The following is a 24,225-nucleotide window of genomic DNA, read 5'->3' as shown; positions in this document are numbered from 1 at the left end:
TCAACGGCCTCCGTCGATGACCTTCTGCAATCCGGCAAGACGCCGGTTCAGAAAGGAAAGGCTGGCCTGCCAGTCAGACAGGTTCTGCGCAAAGAGCGCCTGCTCGATACCGAGTTCCACGGTGTTCCCATCGGCGCGCGCCTGCATCGGCACGCGATAGCGCAAGGCGTCTGCTGAGTCGCCTGCATGGAACGCATCGGCACTGCCGAGCGGCGCCATGCCTGCGTCCAGATGCCGCTGCACCCGCTCGCCGAAATCGAGGTCGCGCGCCTGATAGCCGGGCGTCGCCTCGTTCGCGAGATTGGCCGCAAGCACGCGCGTGCGTTCCTCTCTCGCGCGCAAAGCCGCAGCGTGTACGCCAAGCGCCTGAGAAAAAAATGTCTGCAAAACTCCGCCTCCGTGGGTCACTGATATCGACTGCACCCATTGTCGGCAAAACTATCGAAAAGCGGCTCGAAAGCGCTTGAAATTGACGTGTTTCCCAAGGCGCTTGCCTCGCTTTGGGCAAATGACGCTGGTTGCGTAGGCGGTCGTCTATTGACTTTGTTTTTGCGCTACGCGATGTCGCCCGTCGCTGAGCGCGATACCGGGGATTCAGCGCTGCGGCGAGTAGGTCGCCGAGGCAGGAGACAACACGACATCGAGTGCCTGAAGGCGCATGCCGATGTCTTGCAGGTTGCGCGCGTTACTGGCCTTGCATCGCGCCGCGCATGCCTGAAGGACTTGCCAGCGCGCGGAAAATGTCTCACGCGCGGGCGCGTCCAGCCACTGCAATACCGGGGCCATCGTATTGGCCGATGCCTCGCCGAACGCCTGTTCGAGCCATTGCACCCGGTGCCGCGCGCGGACCTGCAATCGGCTCACCAACTGCGCCGCCCGGTCATGTGCGCGCCCAAGCGCGCCAAGTTGCTCGTCGACGAGCGCGCGATGCAGCACGTCGAGCGTCTCGATCAACAGACGATAGTCGCCGAGATCGGCATCGACGTCCGCCACGATGCGCGCCACGCACTCGCTGCGCATACGCTGTAGCTCGGGACTCAACGCAACATCCCGTGATGCGAGAGAATCCCGTTCGCCACGCGCTCACTGTCGAAAGTCAGCTCACCGCTTGCCAGCATCGCCTTGATTCGGGCGACCTTGCCGGCGTCGATGCGCGGCGCGGACTCGACGGCAGCGCGTGCGCTGGCGAGCCATTCGCTCGCGCCGGCAGGCACCGCACGAGCGGTACCGGCGGCGGCCGGCATCGCGGCCTGCCCCTTGTTCTGCCCTGCCGCCAGGCGCGGGCGCACGGCGTCGATAGGCGTGACATTGGCAATCGAGTCGATCTTGGGCATGAGAGGTGTCCTTGGAAATTACGGTTCACTCGAATCAGGCGACCGGTCGCCGTCGTTTGTTAAACGCGCAGGGAGCGTGGCGATCTCGGCCGCATCTGCCGCAGCGTGCTGACCGGAAAGCACCATCTCGCCAGCGTGTGGCGCGCTGAACATCTGGGCCAGTTGCATCGCCCTCGCCTTCGTGAGCACCACGAACTCGATGCGCCGGTTGGCTGCCGCGACGGGATCGTCTGTCAGTAACGGCGCGTGGTCTGCCATGCCGACAGCCATCAACACGCGGTCGAGTTCCAGCCCCCCCGCAACGAGTGCGGTGCGCGCCGCGAGCGCGCGTTCCGAGGACAGATGCCAGTTTGTATACCCGTCGGCCGCCGTCGTGCGATAGCGAACCGCATCGGTATGACCAACGATCATCAGCGAATTCTCGACGCCCGACAGCAGCCCGCCAATGCGGGTCAGGAGTGCGCGTGCGCCGGGCGAAGGAACGGCGCTGCCACGCTCGAACATGCCACGTTCATCGAAGTCCGCCAGCCGCACGCGCAACCCGTCCGGCGTGATGGCCGTGCTCACGTGATCCGACAGCTTGGCGGTTTCGCTGAGTTGCTGCACGGCGGTGGCAAGCCGCGCCATATCGGCCGGCGACTCGAACTGACCGTGGGGGAACTCGCCCGCCGACTGTCGGGCGTCGGACGGCGAGGCGCTCGCGGAGGAAGACGACTTCCACGCCGGTTGCTGAGTACTGGACGCCTGCGAGTCGGCCGGCGACGGTGCTTCGAAGACTCGCCGCTCGAGCATCCACATCACGACGAACAGGCACATGAGGACCAGACACAGGTCGGCAAACGCCACCTTCCAGGCACCGCTATGCTCTTCCTGTGCGTAGCGCGATCGACGCGTGCTCATCGCCCATCCTCGACGTTGCGCACCCACCCCTCAAGCGCGTTGAAGCTGGGCAACGTGCCGTATTGCAGCATGCGGCGGCCGGCATCGGCCGAGAGTAGCGGCGTCTTGCCGCTCAGAAAGGCGATAAGCGCCGCATGGACGCATTCGTAGCCGGTCATTTCCACGACGACGGACTGCGACAGGCGGTTCGCCAGCGGGCCGATGACCGCATAGCAAGCGAAAACGCCAAAGAACGTGCCCACCATGGCGACCGCAACCTGGCGCGTAATCGTGGCGGTAGCGGCACCCGCGCCGATGTCGTACATCGCAAGCACCAGTCCCAGCACCGCCGCGATGATGCCGAAACCCGGCATCGACTCTCCCAGTTTGTGAAGCGCCTGTACCGGGTGCATCATGCGGCGCTCGCGGCTCTCGATCTCCATCGCCAGCAGGCTGTCGAGTTCACTGCGCGAGCCCTTGCTCAGTGATGCCACACGCAAGGCATCGACCGTGAAGTCGACCAGTTTCGTATTGGAGAGCACGTGGCGGCTGCGCTGGAAGATCGGGCTGCGCGACGGGTCGTCGAGGTGCGCATCGAGCGCGCGAACGCCGTCGCGCGACGAGGTCTGAAGCAGCGAGTAAGTGAGGGTGAGCAATTCCTGCTCGAAGGCATCGCCATGACGCCGGCGCCGCATTGCCGCTACAACCACGGCGCGCAAGTCGCCCAGCACGCGGGCCGTATTGCCGACGAGAAACGCGCCCAGCGCCGTGCCGACAACCAGCACGAGTTCGTTCAGATGGAAGACGGTCTCGAACTGGCCACCATTGAGCCAGAACATGCCGAACACGCTGCCCCCGATCACGGCAGCCCCAAGCATCAATAGTTTCATTTCCCTTGCCTCGTCTAACAATTCGGTAGTGGTGTACGTGCGGCGCGCGCGCCGCCTCGTCCTGCGTCCTGCATGGCGGCGTTCATTTTTGCGAGCGCCCCCTGATGGATCTGGCAAATTCGCGCCCGGGTCAGTCCCAGCACTTCGCCGATCTCTTCAAGATTCATGTCGAACTCGTAGTAAAGCTGCACAATGCGTTGTTCTCGCTCGTCGAGCGCTTCAAGCGCTCGTGTCAGGCTCTGCCGCGTGGCGACCAGATACTCCGGGCTGCGCCGCTCGACGAGCGCATCGTTTGCCTCAAGTCCCCCATCGGCGAGCAACTGATCGAAGCTCGCGATGCTCTCTGCATATCCGGCCATTTCGGCTTCGTCCAGCGTGGCATCGCCCATACCGGCGTGCGCACTCAATTCCTCACGGGTCGGGCCGCGACCGAGGGCACGTGTCAGTTCGCGCTCGGCATCACGGCGCCGATGCGACGCCTGACGCAACGTGCGCGGGCGCCAGTCGAGGCGCCGAAGTTCATCCAGCACCGCGCCACGAATGCGCGTTGCCGCATAAGCGGTGAAACGTTCGTCGGGCGGCCCATAGCGTCGAATGGCATCGAGCGCAGCGATCAGCGCAATCTGCGTCATGTCTTCCTGCGCGATCGCCACGCTTGTCTGCGGCATCAGCGAGCGCACGATGCGCGCGATCACCGGCATCAGACTCAGTACCTGCGCCTGCTCGTCGGCTACCGGTATGGCCTGCCATCCGGGCGTGGCCGGCGCGGGGCGCGTCGACGTCTCCGATCCTTCGGCGACTTTTGCCGGGTGCGCACTGCCGCGCTTTTCGCCCCGCTTGCGCACGACGGGGCCGTACATCGGCGTGTTCATAACCGGAATGCCTCGCGCTGACGCGCCGCTTCACCCAGGGCAAGGCCGGGCCCCACATCGCCGGACCGCTCGTCGCGCGAATGCCGCTCGCGCCCGTTGCCCGAAGCGCCGTCGCCGCCGGACGACGGCATGCTCCCGACGCTCACATTGACATCCCCGGCGTGGCGTTGCGACAGCATGTCGCGCAGCAGCGCCGCCGTGCTCTGGACGAGACTCAACGCCTCGGGACGCGCCACCTGCAAACTCACACTGAGTTGCATGGCCGACTTCCGGACCACGATGGCGATGTCTCCCAGTTCATCCGGCGTCAGGCGCAGGCGAGCTTCGTGGACACCGTTCTGCGTCATGGTCTGCACCCGCTCGGACAGCGTGCGGGCCACGGGCGTACCGTCCCCCGCCACCCCGTTGGTACTCGGGAATCCGCCCGGCATTGCAACGGTGGACGGCTCGCCCACGAAGGTGTTGCCGAATGTTCCTGCGGCAAACGTCGTGCGAAGCGCTTGTGCCGCTGCGTTATCGACGGATGCAGCGCCCGGCGTTGCCGGGTCCGCCGCCAACGGCAGCACCGTCAGTGACGCGGGCAACGGGCTCGCCAATCCAAGGGGCAATGAGACGCCAGGAGGCGTCGCCACCGGGAATGCCGCGCGAACAGCAGCGGCCGGCGAGGACGTCATTGCGCTGGCGGCCCCGTCCCTTGGCTCCGCTAGCTCCCCTGGCTCGGCCTGCGCATGGCTTTCGAGCGTGCCGCGCATCCGATGCTCATGTGCGGCGAGCAGCATCGCGATGTGTGGCAACACCGGGTCGCGCAGAGATTCGATCCCGCGTGAGGGTATGTCCTGCGCCGCACGCACCGAATCCCCCGCGGCGGCCGCCATGACGCCCGGCGTGATGGGAACGTCTCGCGCGGCATCGTCTGCCATAGACAGCTCCCCGAGGTCCGGCGTGATCTCCGGCATGTCCGCCACCACTGGCGCGCCAGCCACCGGGGCCACATCGACGCGCTCCGGCGCACCTGCCTTCAGCGCTTGCTCGGGGGTTTCCGGCACGGCATCGGCCTCGTACGCAGGCAGTTCAAGCCCTTGCGCCGTCGAGCGACCGAGTGTCGCGGCGAAGTCGCTCAACACGTCTTCCTCGGCGGGAGACGGCACACCCTGCGCCAACCCGATGGGCAGCGCACCGTCGGCCACTGGCGCCGACAGGTCCGTATGGGCAGGTGTCATGAGACGTGAGTATTCAACGATCATCGTGCATCCTCAGGTAGCTGAGCGCGCCGTCGCGCCAATGACCCAGTCCGGCCAGATGTCGGCGAGCCTCCGACGTGGCTCGCTGAGTCAACAGGTATGCCTGGTCGTGCGCGGCACGGGCGTCGGCCATGGCCTGCGTCAGCGAGACGTCCCGCGCGCCGGGCGCAGGTGCATGTCGCCACGCCCGCCGAAGCAGAGCGTCGGTGGCTTGCAGCAAGCCCCATTCGCGCGCGGCAGAATGCCGTCGCAGATCTCGTGCCAGCGCCCGGAAGGTCGCCGCATTAACCACGCCGCGTCTCCAGCGCGCGCCAACCTTGTGTCAGTTGCGTGATGACCGCCACGACCTCGTCGAGCTTGGCAACATCGAGTTCCACGCTCGCCTGTGCGACGCCGCGCATACAAAAGTCGTACACGGCGCTCAGCGGCTGCGTGACACCCGGGCCATCGGCAACGTCGATATGCGATGCCAGGCCGTTGATCAGATTCAGGCATTTGGTCACGCTGCGCAGACGCGCGTCATGGCGTGCGTGTTCGATATGCCCACGCGCGCGGGCCAGTTCGTCGAGCAGACCATCCAGAAGGATCAGCATGAGCTGCAAGGGCGTTGCCCCTGCGATGCGTGCATCGAGGTCGGAGGCATGGTATTGCTGGTAAGTCATGATCGGATTGACTCCCTAAAGGATGGTCACACGCGTCATTCGTCGGACTTGCGCGATCCGCGGAAGAGCGCATCGACAAAGCCGCGTGTTTCTTTCATCTGTTGCTGAACCTGCTCGGCGCGAGCGAGTTCATCGGTGTAGCGCGCTACGAGCGCCAGAAAACGGGCTTTGAGCTGGTCTTCCTTGGCGGCGAGCCGCTGCGTGATCACTTCGTCGGTATCCGTGCGGTGCTTGAGCACCCCCGTGATCTCGTCAGTCCATTCGCGAATCCGAACGGCAAGGCGCATGCCCGCCGGTTGTTTGTCCAGATCGGTCCCGGTATCGCGCTTCATCACGTCGGCACTCTCGCCAAACCACTTGCTCAGCAACGCCTTGTCGTCGGAATACGCCGCTTCGAAGCGCTTCTGATCGAAAGTGACCGAGCCGTCGGCGTTTCGCTTCACGCCGAACAGGGCGGGGTCGAACGTCTTGCCGTCGATCGTCATGGGCCGCTCGAAGTTGCGTTCGAGATCGCGCAGCAAGGCGCGCACGCCGGCGTCCGCATAAAATGCCCCGGCCGGTTTGGTGTCGCCCTTCTCTTCGCTATCGGGCGACATCGACGCCCCCGGTGTGCCGGGGTCCATCAGATCGCGCAATTGCTTGCGCACCGCGTCGTAAGCCTGAACGAGGGCGCGCATGTTCGCGGCCGTGCCCTCCATGTCGGGCGTGATCGACACACGCGTGGTTTCGGCTGCCGCGTTGGCCTTCTTCAGCGAGAGGGTCACACCGGTGAAGAGCGTGATCTCATTGGTCGGGTAAGTCTCTTCCGCTCCCTGGTTGCCGATCCGCACGATGGCGCTCTGTCCTTGCGCGAGCACCGCCGCATCCGGGGCCCCGAGCTCCACGCCGGTCGTGGACTGCACGTCGAACGTCGCCTCGGCACCGGACTTCGTCGCGGTCAGCAGCAGGTACGGCGTCTGTTGCCCCGGCACGTGCCGCAAGTCGGCGCGCACGGCGTCCTTGAACTCGGCGTTCGCATTGATTCGTCTGGCAAGCTCGCGCACTCCCTCGGCCGTCGTCAGATCGAGTCCCGATGTGTTCAGCGAGATCACGTCTGCGCGCCCGGCAACCTTCAGGTTGCCATCGGCCAGTGCCGCCACATTCGTGATCTGCACCTGATGCACCGTCGCAAGCTGTTTGACGTGCACGTCGAAGTCGAGCTGCTGTGCGCCTTTCTCCAGCTTGACGGAGAACGCGGAATCGTTCGATTGCGTTGCCTTGTGCTGATGCAAGTCGGCGCTGTCGCCGACGCGCCGCAGTTGCTTCTCGAAATTGCCGAGCGCTTCCTTGAGCGTGGCCACGCCTTTCTGACGGGCGTCATTACCCGCCTTGTCCTTGCCCAGACGACCGAACTCCGCCCCCATCTTTCTCTGGGCGATTTCGGCGGCCATATCATCGATACGATTTTTTACTTGCAGCATGGCAAAGCTCCTGGTTCGGTAGGTATACGAGACGCGAGACGCGTTTTCCCAACCAAAGCGACCGCCGCCCGTGCTTTGTCAATGCGAGCGCCCGAGGCAATTTCCTCATTTCGCTCACGCGCCGCCTCGCCGCGCTGCCAAACCGCGAGGGCCTGAGCTACCTGCGCCTGCCCCTCGCGCCTGAACCGTGCCTGCTTCACTGCCGCCTCATGGCGGGCGACGAGCGTTGCCACGCCCTCGCGCCGGCGCTGTGCGTCGCGCACGGCCTGCGCCGCGACCGCCTGCCATCGCGCCAACTGCGCCATCGGTGCTTGCTGCGTCTCGATCATCTGCACGAGCGTGCATTTGTAATCGGCGCGATTCTGAAAGCTGTAGGCATTCGCCCGCGTGCCGCCGATGGCCACAGCGCGATACAACCGCGTGAGCTGGTCGACGTTGCGTGTGAGCCGCACGTGCCGCTCGGCGAGTTGCCGGCTGTCGTGTTGCGCCGCCGCGAGCGCGCGGTCTCGTATGGACAGCAACGCATGCAGTGCGCGCGGTGTTTGCGGGGTCATCGGCATAGCGCCTCCAGCCGTTCGCACAGGCCGTGCGGCGTATTCGCCTCGCCGTCGCGCTGGCGCAGGAATTCGAGCATGAGCGGATGCCGCGATACGGCACGGTCGGTCTCGGCGTGAGCGCCCGGTACATAAGCGCCGAGCGGCATCAACTCCCGAATCTGTTGATAGGCGTGCCACTGTGCTTTGAACGCGCGCGCGGCGTTGGCATGGCGTACACCCACGGCCTGAGTCATGCACCGGCTCACCGACGCGCCGATGTCGATTGCCGGGTAATGTCCGGCGTCGGCCAATTCGCGCGAAAGCACGATATGACCGTCGAGCACGGCGCGAGCGGTGTCGACCACCGGGTCCTGCAAGTCGTCGCCCTCGGCCAGCACCGTGTAGATCGCACTGAGGCTGCCCGTGCCCGCGCCATTGCCCGCACATTCGACCAGCCGGGGCAAGCGTGCGAACACCGACACCGGGTAGCCGCGTGCGGCAGGGGCTTCCCCGAGCGAGAGCGCTACCTCGCGGCACGCCATGGCGTAGCGCGTGAGCGAATCGACGAGCAACAGTACGTCGTGGCCGGCGTCGCGAAAATGGGCGGCAATCGCGTGACACAACTCCGTGGCCTTCATGCGTTGTGCAGGCGGTGCATCGGCCGGCGCAGCCACCACAACGGCCTTGGCGAGCCCGGCTTGTCCGAGCGTCTCGGCGATGAACTCGCCCACTTCTCGCCCGCGCTCGCCGATCATGCCGACCACGACGATCTGGGCGCCGGTATGCCGGGTCATCATGCCCAGCAGAACACTTTTGCCCACACCGCTACCGGCGAACAGTCCTACACGCTGCCCCTTCCCGAGACTCAGCAGGCCGTCAATGGCACGCACGCCCACGGGCAGCGGCGCGTCGATAGCGCGACGCGCCAGCGGCGCGGGCGGCGAACAACGCGTATCGAGCAACGCCTCGCCACGCAACGCCCCTTTGCCGTCGAGCGGCTGCCCGAAGGCATCGATCACGCGGCCGAGCCACGACGATCCGATACGCAGCGCGGGCGTTGCCGTTCCGGGCAACACCCGTGCACCGGGCACAATGTCGGCCACGGACGCGTACGTCAGCAGTTGCAATGCGCCGTCGGAAAACCCGACCACTTCGGCCTCGGTCCATCGTCCTGCGGCGGTCTCGACACGGCAGGCTTGCCCCAGCGAGAATCGTTGTCCGCGCGCCTCAAGCACGGCGCCCGTAGCCCGTGTGACGAACGCCATCGGGATGGCGAGTGCGATCTCGTCGTTCATCATCGCGTCTCCGACGCCTCGACCGGCGCCGAGGCTTGCACGCATGCCTCCACCCATTCGCTCAGACGCCTACGCGCGATCGTTTGCGCCTCCGCCTCACGGCCTTCGCACCCCGCGTCGTACCAGAGGCCATCGACGTCGACGCGGCAATCGCCGCGAACCAACGACGGATCGGCGGCGATGCGCCATCCCGGGCGGGTGCCATCGGCGTGAGCCGGTGTGCTCCCAATACGGGCGCAAAGTGCTTGGGCATCTTCGGGACTCACGTGGACGGTGACGGCATCGTCGCTGGCGCCAAGCTGCGTGAGCAAGCGCTGCACAATGCCCGCGATGTCCGCTGGCGCGGTCTGCAACTCGCGCTGCACGACGGCGCGCACGGCACGCGACGCGACGTCGCCCAGCACATCGACGGCACCGGCCGCAAGGCGTGCATGCACCTGCTCACGAGCGGCCTGAAGTGCCGCGAGCGGCAGCTTCATCGCCTCGAGTTCGTCGCGCAGCCGCTCGGCGTACGATGCCTGCAAGCGCGCCTCGGCCGCCTGCTCGCCATCTGCACGCCCGGCGTCAAAGGCTTCCTGCCAGACTTCCTGACGCGTGTTTGCTGCGCCCTCTGCCATCCCCTGCGCATAGGCGTGAGCGCGCAAGGTTTCCAGATCGGGCTGGACCGGCAACCAACCACGCTGGGCGGCGACATCGGACTTCGTGCCAAACCGATGCGGCTTCATTCGAGTACCTCACCGTCGGCCAGACGCAAAAGCATGTCGGCCTCACGCGCTCGCGTGCGTAGCATTGCCATGATCTCGTTACGTGTGGCTTCGACACGGGCCGCCGATATGGCGCCCAGACGCTGCATCGCCTGCGTGAGGGCATCTTCCTGAAGGCGGGACATGCGCTCACGCACGACTTGCCGCATACGAGCATCCGTCCCCTTGAGCGCAATGGCCCACATGTCGGTCGACACTTCGGCTACGGCCAGGTCGATAACTTCCGGTGCCTGGGAAGCCAGGATTTCGAAGCCGTACATGCTCGCCTCGACAGACTCCGCGAGCGACGCGTCATGGGCGCGCAATGCGTCCATCAACCGCTTCTGATCGTCGGGCACATGGCCGATGATCTGCGCCGCGAGCCGCGTGCCCGGCACATCGGTGCTCTCGGCAGACAAGCCCGCGAGACAACGGTCGGCGATGACTTCCAGATCGGCCAGCAGTTCGCGGTCGACACGTTTAAGTTGTGCCGTCTCCAACAGCAGCGCTTCCTGCTGCGATTCGGGCAACGCACGAAGCAATTGACCGCCCAGATCGGCAGGCAGGTAGGCCAGCAACAGCGCCTGCATACGGTGATGTTCGCGCGAGAGCACATCGGCGAGTCGCGCCACGCTCACCCATTGGAGACGCGCAAGCTTGGGACGAATTCGATCGCCGTAGATGCCGTCGAGCACATTGCTGGCGATGCCTTCACCGAGCGCGGCGGCGAGCGAGCGCTCCAGATAGGCACGCGGTGCGGCATTCGCACCGCCGTGCTGCGTGCAGGCGTCGAGAAACTGGTCGACGATGGCATGCACGTCGTGCTTCTTCACGCCGCCGGCACGCGACATGGCGTGCGCCACGCGCAGAAGCTCGTTGGGGGCGAGTTGCGCCATCACGCCGGCGGCAGCCTTCTCGCCCATACAGAGCAACAGGACTGCGGCGCGGTCAACGCCATTGATCTCGGTCAGAGTGGAAGTTTCAGCGGACAGAGGCATGCGAACCGATCCATTGTTTGATGATCTGGGCGACCCGCTCGGGTTCGCCGTCGGCCAGTGTTGTCAGGCGTCCGAGCTTCGTGTCGAACGAAGCGTCCGAGTCTGGCGGCATGTCGTTGGCGAAGGCCGGCAAGGCGGCCTGCTGTGCCGCGTTCTCGGCTTCCCGGCGGCTGCGCTCTCGCGCGTCGTCCTCGGCAACTCGCGCGGCAGCCTTGCGACGGCGCGCACGCCGGGCCAGCGCTGCCCACGTGATCAGCGCGATCAACAGCACCGCAGCGGCCGCAATGGCGGCGTATTGCTTCTGTGTACTGGTGAGCACCAGCCCCTGCGCAGCGGTGTCCGGCGTGTCGAATGCGATGGCGCCATCGGTGGCGACAAACGGCATCGCGCTCACGACCAGCGTGTCGCCACGATCGATCTGAATTCCCGCGCTGGCGCGCAATGTGCGCTCAAGCTCGGCGATGGTCTCGGCAGTCCAGCCGTTGCCACCCGGCGCCGCCTGAGCATCGACCATGACGGCCACGTGCATTTGGCGCACACGCGGGCGATGACGCTTGGTCTGCGTGATCGAACGGTCGTAAGCGAACTGACGCGTGGACGAGGTGGTGCGCATTGCGCCACCCTCGGCACCGAGCAGCGGCGCCGCGTCGATCGGACGATTGGCCATGGCCCCCGGCACGCCGCCGACGACCGCGTCGTCGTCGCGCGCTTCGCGCACGGCTTCCTGCATCACGCGGGGATCTGCACCGAGCGCCTCAGTGGTGTTAGACACCACGTTCTCGTCAAGATCGATACTCACGCTCGCGCGGTAGCGATCGGGGCCGAGAATGCCATCGAGCAGGCCCCGGACGTTACGAAGTGCGTCGTCGCGCGAACGTGTGCGCGCTTCCGCGTTGCCGTTTGTTGCGTCGTCAAGATCGAGATTCGCAGTGAGTGGCGTGCCTTGCTGATCGACGACGGAAACGTTCTCCGCAGCCAACCCGTTCACGCTGCCGGCCACAAGCTTGACAATCGCACTCACCTGCTGGGGCGCGAGCTTTTGGCCGGGGCGCACCGAGATCAGCACCGATGCGCTGGCCGACGCCTTGGTATGCGTGACGAACGATGTCTGCGGCGCAAGCGCGATGTGCACGCGAGCGGCGTCTACCGCGTCGATCGACATGATGGTGCGCGCAAGCTCCCCTTCCAGTCCGCGACGAAAACGCACGTCCTGCACGAACTGACGTACACCCAGGCGCTCGTCCCGATCGACCAGTTCCAGTCCCGGCGGCAACTCCGGCGTTACGCCCTTGGCGGCCAGCGCGAGACGCGCACGTCCGAGCCGGTCGTGCGGCACGAGGATCGCACCGGTGTCCGGATGCATGCGAAACGGGATGTGCTCGGCTTCGAGCACGCCCGTGGCCTGCGCGATTGGAATACGCTGGTTCTGCCCGAAAAGGGGCGCGTAGCCCGTATCGTGCGAGTACCAGGCGAGCGTGGCTGCGGTAATCGCACCGGCAGCGACGACGAGTGGCAATGCGCTGCGCAATTGCCCGGCAAAGCCCGATGGCTGAGCGCGCCACTTCACCCATCGCTCACGCGATCGAATGCCAGCGCTGCCTAACGTACGAAAGGCACGAAAGATATTGTCGATTCCCATATGTCGATTCACTTGCCTCGTTGTTGAGCGCCCGGATCGAAATCCGATATCGGTGGCCCGTCGAAGGCATGACGCATGAGACTCACGCGTCGGGTGTCAATTTGAAGGAGCACATGGTGACAACGAATCGGCTAATTAACGAAAATCTGCGTAGTCTTTGGGCATCGTCTGTACCCTCACCGGAAATTTGATACGTTTTCCCATTAACGCCAGAATCGATGCCCCGTCGATCGGCTTCCGATAGACCAACGGTGTGCAGCGCACAGACCGATATGAGCCGGAAACAATAAAAAAGCCCTCACGCGTTTCCTGCGTGAGGGCTTTGCTGTCAAGGGAATGCGGCACGAGGCCGCTTCGGCGAATGTCAGGCGGCGATCTTCTCGGGCGTCGCCGCCTCGTCTTCCACTGAACTGAGCATCAGGTGCTCGAAGGCGCCCAGCGAGGCCTTCGCCCCTTCGCCGACGGCGATCACGATCTGCTTGAACGGCACGGTCGTGACATCGCCCGCCGCGAACACGCCCGGCACCGACGTCTGGCCCTTGGCATCGACTTCAATCTCGCCGTGACGCGAGAGCGCCACCGTGCCTTTGAGCCATTCGGTGTTGGGCACCAGCCCAATCTGCACGAACACCCCTTCGAGAGCAATCGTGGCCGCCTGGCCGGAGACGCGGTCACGGTACGCAAGGCCGTTCACCTTCTGGCCGTCGCCGTGAATTTCGGTCGTTTGCGCGTTCATCAGCACCCGCACGTTCGGCAAGCTGCGCAGTTTGCGCTGCAGCACTTCGTCCGCACGCAGTTGCGCGCCGTATTCGATCAGCGTGACTTCCTTGACGATGCCGGCCAGATCGATGGCGGCTTCCACGCCCGAGTTACCGCCACCAACGACCGCGACGCGCTTGCCCTTGAAGAGCGGGCCGTCGCAGTGCGGGCAGTACGCCACGCCGCGGTTACGGTAGTCGCGCTCGCCCGGCACACCGATTTCGCGCCAGCGGGCACCGGTGGCAAGCACCACGGCACGGGCCTTGAGCACGGCGCCGCTGGCCAGACGCACCTCGTGAATCTTGCCCGGCATCAGGGCATCGGCGCGTTGTGTGTCGATCACGTCCACGTCATACGTCTTGACGTGCTGTTCCAGCGCCGTGGCGAACTTCGGCCCCTCGGTGTGCGTCACCGAGACGAAGTTTTCGATAGCCATCGTGTCGAGCACCTGACCGCCGAAACGCTCGGCGACCACGCCCGTCGCGATGCCCTTGCGCGCCGCGTAGATGGCAGCGGCGGCGCCTGCCGGGCCGCCGCCCACGATCAGCATGTCGTAGACCGGCTTGGTCTCGAGGGCCTTCGCGGCACGTGCGCTCGCACCGGTGTCGAGCTTTGCGAGCAGTTCCTTCACGCTGGTACGGCCTTGCGTGAAAGATTTGCCGTTGAGAAATACGGTGGGCACAGCCATCACCTGACGCGCTTCGACTTCCCCTTGAAACAGCGCGCCGTCGATGGTGACCTGCTGAATACGCGGGTTGATGAGCGCCATGACGTTCAAGGCCTGCACGACTTCCGGGCAGTTCTGGCACGACAAGGAGATATAGGTCTCGAAACGGAAATCGCCGTCGAGTGCACGGATCTGCGCGACGGTGTCGTCGTCGAGCTTGACCGGATGACCGCCCACTTGCAGCAGCGCAAGCACCAGCGACGTGAACTCGTGGCCCATGGGCAGCCCGGCGAAACGAATGCGCGGTGCTTCACCCGGCGTACCGATGGCAAACGACGGACGGCGCTCGCCGGCATCCCGATCGCCGTCGTGATGCGTCACGACGGCGATCTGCGGCGAGAGCGGCGCGATCTCGTCCACCAGCGCCTTCATCTCGGCCGCCTTGAGGCTATCGTCGAGCCACACGGCGATCTCGATGGGGCGCGTGACTTTCTGGAGGTACGTTTGCAACTGGGCTTTGAGGTTCGCGTCCAACATGGCGTTTATCCGTCTCGATGGGATGAAAGGGCGAGCAGAGGCCACCGCGTCGGCCTCAGGCGGGCGCAGGTAAGCGTCGGCAATTCGGAATTAGGTGCCGGCGCGGCAGGTTCAGGGGGGGCCGCCGCGCCGGCGGGGACGCCGCTCTGTGACCTGAGCGGCGCTTGCTACGGTGATCGCTTGTGTCGCTTAGATCTTGCCGATCAGGTCCAGCGACGGGCTCAGCGTTTCGGCGCCCGGCGTCCACTTGGCGGGGCAGACTTCACCCGGGTGGGCGGCGATGTACTGCGCTGCCTGCACCTTGCGCAGCAGTTCCTTCGCGTCGCGGCCGATGCCGTTGTCATGGATTTCGCACAGCTTGATCTCGCCTTCCGGGTTGATCACGAACGTGCCGCGCAGCGCCAGACCTTCCTCTTCGATCAGCACATCGAAGTTGCGCGAGATCGCGAGCGTCGGGTCGGCAACCATCGGGTACTGAATCTTCCGGATCGTGTCCGACGTGTCGTGCCACGCCTTGTGCGTGAAATGGGTATCGGTTGAGACGCTGTAGATTTCGACGCCCAGCTTCTTGAATTCTTCGTAGTGATCGGCCAGATCACCCAGTTCGGTCGGACACACGAAGGTGAAGTCGGCCGGGTAGAACACCACCACCGACCACTTGCCCTTCAGGGTCTCGTCGGTCACGGTGATGAAATCGCCGTTTTGGTAGGCGTTGGCTTTGAACGGCTTGATCTGGGTGTTGATGATCGGCATGTCGTTGTCTCTCTGACGGGGTGGAAAGTGTTGACAGTGTGCCGATTGCTATTGAGAAGTGGAAATTGATTGTTAGAATCTACTCAATTGAGACAGGCTATCGCTCGCGATAGCCTGTCTCCTATGATGCTGTCCGCGCGCAGACGGCCGGGCCCGCGAAAGGTCCGTCAGTCCTTGGGGTAGCGCACAGCACGCACCTTGCCGCTGGCACCGCCACCGCAATAGAACAGGCCGTGGCCGTCGTATTCCAGACCGCTCACGCCAACGCCGTCGGGCATCTGCACGCGCTTGAGCACCTCGCCGCCGGCCGGATCGACCTGACGCAACTCGCTCTCATCGTTCTCCCACGTGCCGTGCCACAGTTCGTCACGAACCCACGTGACGCCTGTCACGAACCGGTCGGACTCGATACTCCGCAGCACCTGCCCGGTGGCCGGGTCAACTTGCAGGATGCGGCGGTCCCGGTACTGCCCGACCCAAAGGCTGCCCTCGGCCCACGTCAGCCCCGAATTGCTGCCGCTGTCCGGTGCCGGAATCGAATGCACGACGCGACCGGTGGACGGTTCGATCTTGTTGATGCGGTCTTCGCCGATCTGGTAAAGGTGAGTGCCGTCGAAAGCGGTACCGGCATCGCTCGGGGCGTCGATGATGTGGCGAACCTCGCCGCTCGCCGGATCGAAAGCCAATACCTTTTCTCCGGTGGCGGCCCAGACCTGCCGTCCATCGAAGGTCACACCGTGGATGCGCCCGGCATCGGGGAAAGGGCCATATTCGCAGGTGATATCGGCCGCGCTCACAGCGGTGGTGCGAAGGTTTCGTTGCGGTTTGCTCGTCATGTCAGTCTCCTGTCGTTACGCCACGGCTGGCGTGCAAGACCACTCTAGCCAAACGACCATCCGGCAGGGAGTAACAAAATCGTCGTGAATTCGGTGAGCGGCGGCGCCATCCAGCGCTGCGCTCTGGCGCGGCCGATGGCGCGTACCCGGCCTTGCGATTCGAGTTCGCCCAAGGCACGTTGCACGGTGCGTTGGCTGGCACCGAGCGCTAACGCCAACGCGGAGGTCGACCACGCCGCACCATCTGCCAGCAACGCGATCAACGATGCACGCTCACCGTCGATGGGCGGCAACAGCACGGTGATCGCGGTAGCGGTGGCGGTTCGCAAGGCGAAGCCGCGCGGTGTCGCGTCGATCTCCGCGATGCCCTTGAGCAGCGCGCGCAGACGCCCGATTTCGACACGCAGACGTACGCGGTGCGTCTCGTCCGGGTGACGCAGCCGAAAGGCTTCAGCAATCAGCGTTTCCCTGTCGACATCGCCGGGCCAGGCGCGCGCCAATGGCAACGCCAGTGTGAAAAGCACGGGCCGTTTTGCCAGTGGTCGCCACGTGTTGCGGATGCTCACGCCACGACGACAGGCATCGATCACCAATGCGTTCGAGTGAAGCAGCGTCACCACCTCGTCGAGGCGCAGCATGCGCTCGCCGTGCGCTTGCCATTGCCGCGCGGCCGGACGCCCCAGCGCATCGTTCAGGCGCTCGATTTCGGCGCGCAGCGCTGGGACACCGGCGGCAACCGCGGCGTCCTGCGCGCGCGCGAGCGCGTTGCGGGCGTCGCCGATCCGCAGCGTACGCAGCGCCAATTCCGCGACGATCAAGGCATGAACGGCAACGTGACGCGCCGGTACGTTGGGCAGCGGGGCGTCGTGCAGTGCCTGCGCGGCGGCATCGAGTTTGCCGACGAGCAACAGGCGGCGAGCGATGAGCAGCCGCGCGAGCATGGCGTTGGGGAAGTCGTCATGCGCCGCGAGAAGGGACGCAGCGTCTTGCAACGAGCGAGTGGTCCCACTCAGATCACGCATGGCGAGCGCGACTTCGGCGTCGGCGACGACGCATCGGGCGCGGGCCAGTGCCTCGTGGGTTCCGAAGCCGCGCGCGGCGCGTTTGAGCAACTCGCGGGCTCGCGCGTAATCGCCAAGCTGCGCCATCGCGATACCGCGCAGCGCAAGCGCCGGCGGATCGTCGCGAAGCGCGACACGGTGCAGCGCACCCAGCGGGTCGCCCGCAGCCAACGCGCGGGCGGAAGCGGCGATGAGGGAGTCCATCGCGCGATATTACCGCGTGGGGCACGCATAGCCCCGGCCCGACATGCGGCCCGGAGCGCCATGACCGCCGGTCTGCGTCATGTCTTCCAAGCGGGAGTGCCGCGCCCTGCAACGGGGGCGGCGTCAAGCGGATTCAGTGCGCCTGCGACGTCGACGCGCCGCGACAATCGCCCCCTGGACAAGACGATGGTGCACCACGCGCATGCGCGACCGGCCCGGACGACGTGCCATGACGTCCAAATCCGATCTGCTCAAAGACACCGCCACCCAGCTCGAAACCGGTGGCGTAGTGATAGGCGGCAACTGTGGAGCCGAGTGCCACCGACAGCAACAACAACGTTCCCGTACGCCAGCGGCGTCGGACCGTGGAAGCCATGTCTCCTCCCTGTCAGAGGTCGGCCCGCCCGAACGACGCTCGTCACCAACACATGGCAACGACACGCCGGCATCTCGGCGGGGATCGAGTTCCCGTCAACTGCTGAGTCTCGTTTTTTCGCGATTCTGCACGTTACGGGCCCCGTTTGTCATCCCGGCTATCCCTAAGGCCGCCTAATATATCGCATTGTGATATATTTTTCGGCTTTCGGACCTTCCGGCGTCCCGCGCCCTCCCGCCCATGTCTGCACCTGCCTCGCCCGGTTCGCCGATCACCGCCGACGCGCTGACCAAGAGCGATTTCGAAGCACTTTCGGAATTCCGCTATCGCCTGCGGCGCTTCCTCAATTTCAGCGAGACAGCGGCGCGCGAAGGCGGCATCACGCCGCAGCAGTATCTATTGCTGCTGCACGTGAAAGGTATACCGGGGCGCGACTGGGCGTCCATCAGTGAATTGGCCGAGCGATTGCAAGCCGTGCATCACAGCGTGGTGGCACTTGTCGCCCGTTGCGAGAAGGCCGGGCTCGTCACCCGTCGTCAGAACGAAAGCGACCGGCGCGTGGTGGAAGTGCACCTGTCGGCGGCAGGCGACGCGTGTCTCGCCAACCTCGCCGCCCAGCATCGCAACGAGTTGAGCACCTTCGCAGACATCTTCCACATTCGTGGCGTTCATCTGTAATCACGGCACCGTCATGGATTCCGCACCCCACACCGTTTCACCTCACTCGACCATGGCCGCACCCCCGCATGCCCGCGACTTTGCGCGGGCGCCGGGGTTGCCGCGACTGCTTGCGCTGGCCACCGTCATCGGTTTTTGCGGTGTGCCCGCCGCGTGGCTGCTGCTGCACCTGATTCAAGGCTTCACCAACCTTTTCTTCTACCAGACACTGTCGTTCGCCCCTCGCTCACCCGCCAATCACACGCTGGGGGCCGTGGCTATCGTGCTGCCCGTCATTGGGGGCCTCATCGTCGGTGTGATGGCGCGATTCGGCAGCGACAAGATTCGCGGCCACGGCATTCCAGAGGCCATCGAGGCGATTCTGTTCGGCAAGAGCAAGATGTCGCCCCGCGTGGCCATCCTCAAACCGCTGTCGTCGGGCATCGTGATCGGCAGTGGCGGCCCGTTCGGCGCCGAAGGTCCGATCATCATGACGGGCGGCGCCATCGGTTCGCTCGTCGCCCAGTACTTCCATCTGAGCGCCGCCGAGCGCAAGACGCTGCTTGTCGCGGGTGCCGCCGCCGGCATGACGGCCGTGTTCGGCACACCGGTGGCTGCCGTCCTGCTTGCCGTGGAACTGCTGTTGTTCGAATGGCGTCCGCGCAGTCTGCTGCCGGTGATCGTCGCCTGTGCCGTCGCCGGCTTCGCCCGGCCGCTGATGCTCGAAGCCGGCCCCCTCTTCCCCATGGCAACCCCCGACGTCGCCCCTGTCGCGCTGTTCTCGTGTCTGCTCGCGGGGGGGTGTGCAGGCATCCTGTCTGCGGGCATGTCGCGCGCCCTGTATGCCATCGAAGACGGCTTTCACAAGCTGCCTGTGCACTGGATGTGGTGGCCAGCCATCGGTGGCCTGGCGGTCGGCATCGGCGGCGACTTCCAGCCGCGCGCGCTGGGCGTCGGTTACGACGTCATCGCAGACCTGCTCGCCGGACACTTCACCCTGCACGCCGCGCTGGCGCTGCTGCTCGTCAAGGCGATCATCTGGGCGATTGCGCTGGGCTCGTGCACCTCGGGCGGGGTGCTCGCCCCGCTGCTCATGATCGGCGCAGGGCTCGGCACGCTGCTCGCGCCGGTGCTGCCCGGCGGCGATGTCTCGCTGTGGGCGCTCGTGTGCATGGCCGCCACCCTCGCGGGCGTGCTGGGTGCACCGCTGACCGCCATCGTCTTCGCACTCGGCCTCACGCACGACGTGAATGCGTTGCTGCCGCTGCTGCTCACTTGCGGCGTATCGTATGGCGTAACGATCTGGATCATGCCGCGCTCGATCATGACGGAGAAGATCGCGCGACGCGGGCGTCACATCCATCGCGAATACGGCGTCGACCCGCTGGAACGCCTGCATGTGGGCGAGTTGATGACACGCGAGCCGGTAGCGCTGGGCGACATCATGTCGATCGAGGATGCGATGAAGGAAGCCTTCGGTGCGAGTCAGCGCCATCGCGCTTACCCCGTGGTCGATGCGTCGCACGCCTTGCTGGGCATGGTCGACAGGCAGGCGCTCAGGCGCGCTCAGGCACAAGGGCTGACAACGCTGGGCGAGTTGTACGGTGTCAATCCGCCGCTCGTTGCGCTGCCTTCGGAGACAGGGCGGATCGTGTCGGCACGCTTCGCCGCGCACCATCTGGAGCGCCTGCCTGTGGTGAGCGATGCCACCTCGCGCAAGCTCGTCGGCATCATCAGCCGCAGCGATCTGGTCAAACCGGCCGAACACTGGCGCGCCGAAGAGGAGGTGCGCGAGCGCATGCTTCATCTCGGACGCCGACGTAATTGATCTCCGGTGCGGCGACGTGCCGTCGCCCCCATTGACGCGCGTCGCCTCATGACGTCACCATCGGGGACTTCTTCCCACCGAATGCGCATGGCGCCATGCGCAACAGCCGATGGCGACGACTCAAACCTCCAAAGCGCCGGCTGCGACCCGCACGTCGCCCGGAAATCACATTCGTATCGGCGTCGGCGGCTGGAATTTCGCGCCATGGCAAGGTACGTTCTATCCTGATAAGTGGCCGAAGCGCCGCGAACTCGAATACGCCAGCCAACACCTCACTTCCATCGAGATCAACAGCACGTTCTACGGCTCGCAAAAGCCGTCGACGTTTCGCCGTTGGTTCGAGGAAACCCCGGACGACTTCGTGTTTTCGGTCAAGGCATCGCGCTACGCAACGCATCGGCGCGTGCTCGGTGAAGCGGGCGAATCGGTCGAGCGCTTCTTCGACAGCGGCGTGCTCGAACTGGGCAAGAAACTCGGCCCGGTGAACTGGCAATTCGCGCCGGCGAAAGCGTTCGACGCGCAAGACTTCGAGCATTTCCTGAGTCTGCTTCCGGCGAAGGCGGGCGGCCATCCAATCCGTCATGCGCTGGAAGTCCGGCACGAGAGTTTTGCCGTGCCCGAGTTCGTCGCGCTGGCGCGCAAGTACCACATGGCAATCGTCCTTGCCGGAGACGCGAAATTCCCCTGCATTGCCGATGTCACCGCCCCGTTCGTCTACGCGCGTCTCATGGGGACGGAGGAACGCTACACGCTCGGCTACGCCCCGAAGGCGATGACGCAGTGGCTGGCGCGCGCAAAAACCTTCGCGCAAGGCGGCGCACCAAAGGATCTCGACACCATCGCTGGCGCCCCGCCCAAGGTCCAACACCGCGATGTGTTTCTCTATATCATCAGCGGCTTCAAGGAACGCAATCCCGCTACCGCGATGGCGATGATCGACGCCTTGGCGAAACGCTGACCGCTCCCCGGCAGGTGCGCACCGTGCAATAAAAATGCGGCGCCCAGGGCGCCGCATCACAAACGGCCAAGACTGCGATCAATCGACGCGACGGACGTCAATGCATGGCGGCAGAGTTGCGCGCGTCGTTCGACGTCGCCGGAAGATGACCTCGCGCACGCTCCCACGCGTTTTTTGCCAGCAGCGCGACGGTGGCGATCACGGCCGGAATGGCCAGCAGAGAAAATGTCGCAGAAAAGCCCAGATGACGGCGCATCAATTCGGCCCCCAGCAACGCCCCCGCGATGCCGCCGAAGCGCCCGATGCCGAGCATCCACGCGACGCCCGTGGCGCGCCCGTGCGTCGGATAGAACATGGCGGCGAGCGACGGCATCGACGACTGCGCACCGTTCATCGCGGTGCCGGCAAGGAAAATCAGCGCCACCAGCAAGCCGATATTGCCTATCGCCTGACCGACCGCATACACCAGCACTGCGGTGAGCGCGTACCCCACGGCCACCACTTTCTGGGCGTTGAACTTGTCCATCAGCCAGCCCGACAGCACCGTGCCGATGCCCCCGCCCAGCGGGAACAGGGCCGTGATGAGCGCGGCGCGTTCGATGGTAAAACCCGCATCCTTGAACAGGATCGGCATCCAGCTCGTGAGCAGATAGAAGATCACGAGCCCCATGAAGTACGTGAGCCACAACATCACCGAACCGAAACCGTACTGCTTCGAGAGCACCACGCTCACGGCAGATCCCGCGCGCTTCGGTGCCGCTTCGTTGACGGTGAACTCGCCGACATCGCTGAGCGATTCGCCCGAGATGCGCGACAGTATGCGACGCACATGTTCAATCGGCTTTTGCCGCACGACGAGAAACTTCACCGATTCCGGCAGACACAGGATGAGCAGCACCGAGAGCACCAGAGGCAGTACGCCGCCGAGAACCAGCACGCTATGCCAGCCGAAGTGCGGAATCAGCCACGAGGCGACGAACCCACCGATCGATGCCCCGAGCGGGAAGCCGCAAAACATGGTGTTGACGATCACGGCACGACGTGACTCCGGCGCGTACTCCGAGATCAGCGTCACGGCGTTGGGCATGGCCGCCCCAAGCCCCAGCCCCGTGAGAAAACGCAGCGCGGTCAGCGTGTCGAGATCCTGCGCAAAGGCGGTGGCGAGACTCGCAATGCCGAAGAAGACGACCGAGAGCACCAGCAGCGTCTTGCGCCCTAACTTGTCGGCGAGCGGCCCGGCGAAGATCGCACCGCCTGCCAGGCCGAAGAGCGCGGCCGAGAGCACCGGCCCGAGCGAGCCGCGATCGATATGCCATTGCTGCACAAGCGAGGGGGCGATGTAACCGATAGCCGCCGTATCGAAGCCGTCGATGGCCACCACGAAGAAACACAGGATCAGTACCAGCCATTGATAGCCGGAAAATCGTTGTGCGTTGATATAGGCGGGCACGTCCACCGCGCGCGATTGACTCATGAAACTGTCTCCTCGGGGCGTGGCCGCCCCGTTTGTCATCCCATTATTATTCTTGAATTCGTCGCCGCCTCTGCGCGCCCGGCTGTCTGGGGGGAGGCGCCTGTCACTGTCTTGACGCAGCGGTGCGGCGGCGTCGATTTCTGCCGCTACTGTACGTCTTTCAACTGCCCGTCAAAATGATCTTTCGTCAGGCCATCCATAACGGACGGTTATGCACGCGGCCACCGGTGGCGGCTATCGCACACCGGTGGCGCTATCCCTGCGCCGCCTGTCGTCAGACGAGCGGCAGCCCCACGTAGTTCTCCGCCAGCATGAGCGACGCCGCGCGCGAACTGACCACGTACTCAAGCTCCGAGCGCTGCATTTGTTGTTCGAACGGCGTGGCATCGTCGATCCGATGCAGCATGCGCGTCATCCAGTACGAGAAATGCTCGGCGCGCCAGATCCGCTTGAGCGCCGCTTCGGAATAGCCTTGAAGCCCCGTCTCGCTGTCGCGATGAAAGAAGTCGTCGAGCGCACGCGCCAGACGCCAGACGTCTGCGACGGCCAGGTTCATCCCCTTGGCCCCTGTCGGCGGCACGATATGCGCGGCGTCGCCCGCGAGGAACAGGCGGCCGTATTGCATCGGTGTGGCGACGAAGCTGCGCATGGCGACCACATTCTTCTGGAAGATCGGACCTTCCTTGAGACGCCAACCGTCGTGGGTCTGCGTACGCGCGTGCAACTCGCCCCAGATGCGTTCGTCGCTCCATTCCTCCGCACGCTCGGCCGGATCGCACTGGAAGTACATCCGTTGCACGGTAGGCGAGCGCGTGCTGATCAGCGCGAACCCGCGCTCGTGCGCGGCGTAAATCAGTTCGTCGGACGACGGCGGCGCCTCGACCAGCACACCGAACCAGCCGAACGGGTACACCCGCTGGTATTCCTTGCGCACCGATGCGGGCATGGCCGGGCGGCACACCCCGTGAAAACCGTCGCATCCCGCGATAAAGTCGCACGTCAAACGCTGCGTCTTGCCCTGCACGGTGAACTGCACGCTCGGTTGTGCGCTATCGATGTCGTGCACCGAGACGTCCGACACGTCGAACAGAATTTCGCCTTGTGCCGCTTCACGCGCCGCAATCAGATCCTTGATGACTTCGTGCTGCGCATAGACGGTGATGGCGCGCCCGGTCAGTTCGGTCAGCGCGATGCGATGACGTTGACCGTCGAACGCCAACTCGACGCCATGGTGCACCGCGCCTTCGCGCCGCATACGCTCGCCCACGCCCGTCTCGTTGAGAATGTCCATCGTGCCCTGCTCCAGCACACCGGCGCGAATGGTCGACTCGACGGCTGCACGCGAGCGCGATTCGAGCACGATCGACTCGATACCTTGCAGGTGCAGCAGATGGGAAAGCAGCAAGCCGGCGGGACCGGCGCCGATGATGACGACGGGGTAATGGGTACGCATGAATTGTCTCCTCAGATTTGCTCCGCCCTCGTCCGGCGCGCTCGGGCCGGGTCATGTCGCGACAGGTGAACGGCAGGCGTGCGGATTGCATTTCTTGGTTGTCTTGCGCACGC

Annotated in this window: 25 protein-coding genes; 3 read left to right on the top strand and 22 right to left on the bottom strand. The window is 65.0% G+C overall.

What is annotated here, in order from left to right:
- From flgB to PCO31110_RS24210, 20 genes are all read right to left on the bottom strand, one after another.
- Entirely contained in the window at nucleotides 1–387 is a 387-nt protein-coding gene (gene flgB, locus PCO31110_RS24305; RefSeq protein ID WP_150691649.1) for a flagellar basal body rod protein FlgB, read from the bottom strand.
- Between the two features lie 207 nt (nucleotides 388–594).
- Nucleotides 595–1,041 (bottom strand): flagellar export chaperone FlgN, encoded by a 447-nt coding sequence (flgN, locus tag PCO31110_RS24300; protein ID WP_150691648.1) that lies wholly within the window; start codon nucleotides 1,039–1,041, stop codon nucleotides 595–597.
- On the bottom strand, nucleotides 1,038–1,334 hold the full coding sequence (gene flgM / locus PCO31110_RS24295) for a flagellar biosynthesis anti-sigma factor FlgM (protein ID WP_150691647.1): 297 nt from the start codon (nucleotides 1,332–1,334) through the stop codon (nucleotides 1,038–1,040). The genes flgN and flgM overlap by 4 nt, the downstream gene beginning before the upstream one ends.
- 18 nt (nucleotides 1,335–1,352) lie before the next feature.
- Nucleotides 1,353–2,234: an OmpA family protein gene (locus PCO31110_RS24290; protein WP_150691712.1), complete on the bottom strand. Its 882-nt coding sequence runs from the start codon at nucleotides 2,232–2,234 to the stop codon at nucleotides 1,353–1,355.
- Nucleotides 2,231–3,103 (bottom strand): motility-associated protein, encoded by an 873-nt coding sequence (locus PCO31110_RS24285; protein ID WP_150691646.1) that lies wholly within the window; start codon nucleotides 3,101–3,103, stop codon nucleotides 2,231–2,233. The genes PCO31110_RS24290 and PCO31110_RS24285 overlap by 4 nt, the downstream gene beginning before the upstream one ends.
- A gap of 14 nt (nucleotides 3,104–3,117) precedes the next feature.
- Entirely contained in the window at nucleotides 3,118–3,975 is an 858-nt protein-coding gene (locus tag PCO31110_RS24280) for a FliA/WhiG family RNA polymerase sigma factor (RefSeq protein WP_217427303.1), read from the bottom strand.
- Complete coding sequence (locus PCO31110_RS24275; protein WP_150691645.1) at nucleotides 3,972–5,219, bottom strand: flagellar hook-length control protein FliK; 1,248 nt, start codon at nucleotides 5,217–5,219, stop codon at nucleotides 3,972–3,974. The genes PCO31110_RS24280 and PCO31110_RS24275 overlap by 4 nt, the downstream gene beginning before the upstream one ends.
- Nucleotides 5,209–5,508 carry a hypothetical protein gene (locus PCO31110_RS24270; RefSeq protein ID WP_010804498.1) on the bottom strand — a complete coding sequence of 100 codons (300 nt, stop codon included), beginning with the start codon at nucleotides 5,506–5,508 and terminating at the stop codon, nucleotides 5,209–5,211. The genes PCO31110_RS24275 and PCO31110_RS24270 overlap by 11 nt, the downstream gene beginning before the upstream one ends.
- Nucleotides 5,501–5,878 carry a flagellar export chaperone FliS gene (fliS, locus tag PCO31110_RS24265; RefSeq protein WP_010804499.1) on the bottom strand — a complete coding sequence of 126 codons (378 nt, stop codon included), beginning with the start codon at nucleotides 5,876–5,878 and terminating at the stop codon, nucleotides 5,501–5,503. Before fliS ends, PCO31110_RS24270 begins: the two co-directional genes overlap by 8 nt.
- 35 nt (nucleotides 5,879–5,913) lie before the next feature.
- Nucleotides 5,914–7,338, bottom strand: a complete 1,425-nt coding sequence (fliD, locus tag PCO31110_RS24260) for a flagellar filament capping protein FliD (protein ID WP_010804500.1) — start codon at nucleotides 7,336–7,338, stop codon at nucleotides 5,914–5,916.
- On the bottom strand, nucleotides 7,326–7,898 hold the full coding sequence (locus PCO31110_RS24255; protein WP_150691644.1) for a hypothetical protein: 573 nt from the start codon (nucleotides 7,896–7,898) through the stop codon (nucleotides 7,326–7,328). The genes fliD and PCO31110_RS24255 overlap by 13 nt, the downstream gene beginning before the upstream one ends.
- Nucleotides 7,889–9,172, bottom strand: coding sequence for a FliI/YscN family ATPase (locus tag PCO31110_RS24250; protein WP_150691643.1), 1,284 nt, complete (start codon nucleotides 9,170–9,172; stop codon nucleotides 7,889–7,891). Before PCO31110_RS24250 ends, PCO31110_RS24255 begins: the two co-directional genes overlap by 10 nt.
- Nucleotides 9,169–9,894: a FliH/SctL family protein gene (locus PCO31110_RS24245; protein WP_150691642.1), complete on the bottom strand. Its 726-nt coding sequence runs from the start codon at nucleotides 9,892–9,894 to the stop codon at nucleotides 9,169–9,171. Before PCO31110_RS24245 ends, PCO31110_RS24250 begins: the two co-directional genes overlap by 4 nt.
- The gene (locus tag PCO31110_RS24240) at nucleotides 9,891–10,910 is read right to left on the bottom strand and encodes a FliG C-terminal domain-containing protein (RefSeq protein ID WP_150691641.1); all 1,020 of its coding nucleotides are present in this window, start codon (nucleotides 10,908–10,910) and stop codon (nucleotides 9,891–9,893) included. Before PCO31110_RS24240 ends, PCO31110_RS24245 begins: the two co-directional genes overlap by 4 nt.
- Nucleotides 10,894–12,549, bottom strand: coding sequence for a flagellar basal-body MS-ring/collar protein FliF (gene fliF, locus PCO31110_RS24235; RefSeq protein ID WP_150691640.1), 1,656 nt, complete (start codon nucleotides 12,547–12,549; stop codon nucleotides 10,894–10,896). The genes PCO31110_RS24240 and fliF overlap by 17 nt, the downstream gene beginning before the upstream one ends.
- Nucleotides 12,550–12,913: 364 nt before the next feature.
- Complete coding sequence (gene ahpF / locus PCO31110_RS24230; RefSeq protein WP_150691639.1) at nucleotides 12,914–14,512, bottom strand: alkyl hydroperoxide reductase subunit F; 1,599 nt, start codon at nucleotides 14,510–14,512, stop codon at nucleotides 12,914–12,916.
- A gap of 189 nt (nucleotides 14,513–14,701) precedes the next feature.
- Nucleotides 14,702–15,265 (bottom strand): alkyl hydroperoxide reductase subunit C, encoded by a 564-nt coding sequence (gene ahpC, locus PCO31110_RS24225; RefSeq protein WP_010804507.1) that lies wholly within the window; start codon nucleotides 15,263–15,265, stop codon nucleotides 14,702–14,704.
- A 167-nt stretch (nucleotides 15,266–15,432) separates the two neighbouring features.
- Nucleotides 15,433–16,101 carry a Vgb family protein gene (locus PCO31110_RS24220; protein ID WP_150691638.1) on the bottom strand — a complete coding sequence of 223 codons (669 nt, stop codon included), beginning with the start codon at nucleotides 16,099–16,101 and terminating at the stop codon, nucleotides 15,433–15,435.
- A gap of 44 nt (nucleotides 16,102–16,145) precedes the next feature.
- Nucleotides 16,146–17,366 carry a hypothetical protein gene (locus PCO31110_RS24215; RefSeq protein ID WP_010804509.1) on the bottom strand — a complete coding sequence of 407 codons (1,221 nt, stop codon included), beginning with the start codon at nucleotides 17,364–17,366 and terminating at the stop codon, nucleotides 16,146–16,148.
- A 133-nt stretch (nucleotides 17,367–17,499) separates the two neighbouring features.
- Nucleotides 17,500–17,742 carry a hypothetical protein gene (locus PCO31110_RS24210; protein WP_010804510.1) on the bottom strand — a complete coding sequence of 81 codons (243 nt, stop codon included), beginning with the start codon at nucleotides 17,740–17,742 and terminating at the stop codon, nucleotides 17,500–17,502.
- Between the two features lie 240 nt (nucleotides 17,743–17,982).
- On the opposite strand from PCO31110_RS24210, the gene PCO31110_RS24205 reads away from it, so the two are divergent.
- From PCO31110_RS24205 to PCO31110_RS24195, 3 genes are all read left to right on the top strand, one after another.
- Nucleotides 17,983–18,420, top strand: coding sequence for a MarR family winged helix-turn-helix transcriptional regulator (locus tag PCO31110_RS24205; RefSeq protein ID WP_010804511.1), 438 nt, complete (start codon nucleotides 17,983–17,985; stop codon nucleotides 18,418–18,420).
- Between the two features lie 52 nt (nucleotides 18,421–18,472).
- Nucleotides 18,473–20,227, top strand: a complete 1,755-nt coding sequence (locus PCO31110_RS24200; protein WP_150691710.1) for a chloride channel protein — start codon at nucleotides 18,473–18,475, stop codon at nucleotides 20,225–20,227.
- Nucleotides 20,228–20,336: 109 nt separating this feature from the next.
- The gene (locus PCO31110_RS24195) at nucleotides 20,337–21,185 is read left to right on the top strand and encodes a DUF72 domain-containing protein (protein ID WP_150691637.1); all 849 of its coding nucleotides are present in this window, start codon (nucleotides 20,337–20,339) and stop codon (nucleotides 21,183–21,185) included.
- A gap of 97 nt (nucleotides 21,186–21,282) precedes the next feature.
- Here PCO31110_RS24195 and PCO31110_RS24190 read toward each other — a convergent pair whose 3' ends face one another.
- Both PCO31110_RS24190 and pobA read right to left on the bottom strand, forming a co-directional pair.
- Nucleotides 21,283–22,659: an MFS transporter gene (locus tag PCO31110_RS24190; protein ID WP_010804514.1), complete on the bottom strand. Its 1,377-nt coding sequence runs from the start codon at nucleotides 22,657–22,659 to the stop codon at nucleotides 21,283–21,285.
- A 274-nt stretch (nucleotides 22,660–22,933) separates the two neighbouring features.
- Nucleotides 22,934–24,112 (bottom strand): 4-hydroxybenzoate 3-monooxygenase, encoded by a 1,179-nt coding sequence (gene pobA, locus PCO31110_RS24185; protein WP_150691636.1) that lies wholly within the window; start codon nucleotides 24,110–24,112, stop codon nucleotides 22,934–22,936.
- Between the last annotated feature and the right edge of the window lie 113 nt (nucleotides 24,113–24,225).

This window comes from Pandoraea communis, from assembly GCF_902459745.1.
GTDB lineage: Bacteria > Pseudomonadota > Gammaproteobacteria > Burkholderiales > Burkholderiaceae > Pandoraea > Pandoraea communis.
The sequence above is the reverse complement of the archived record's forward strand: the minus strand, read 5'-3'. Positions and strand labels throughout refer to the sequence as shown.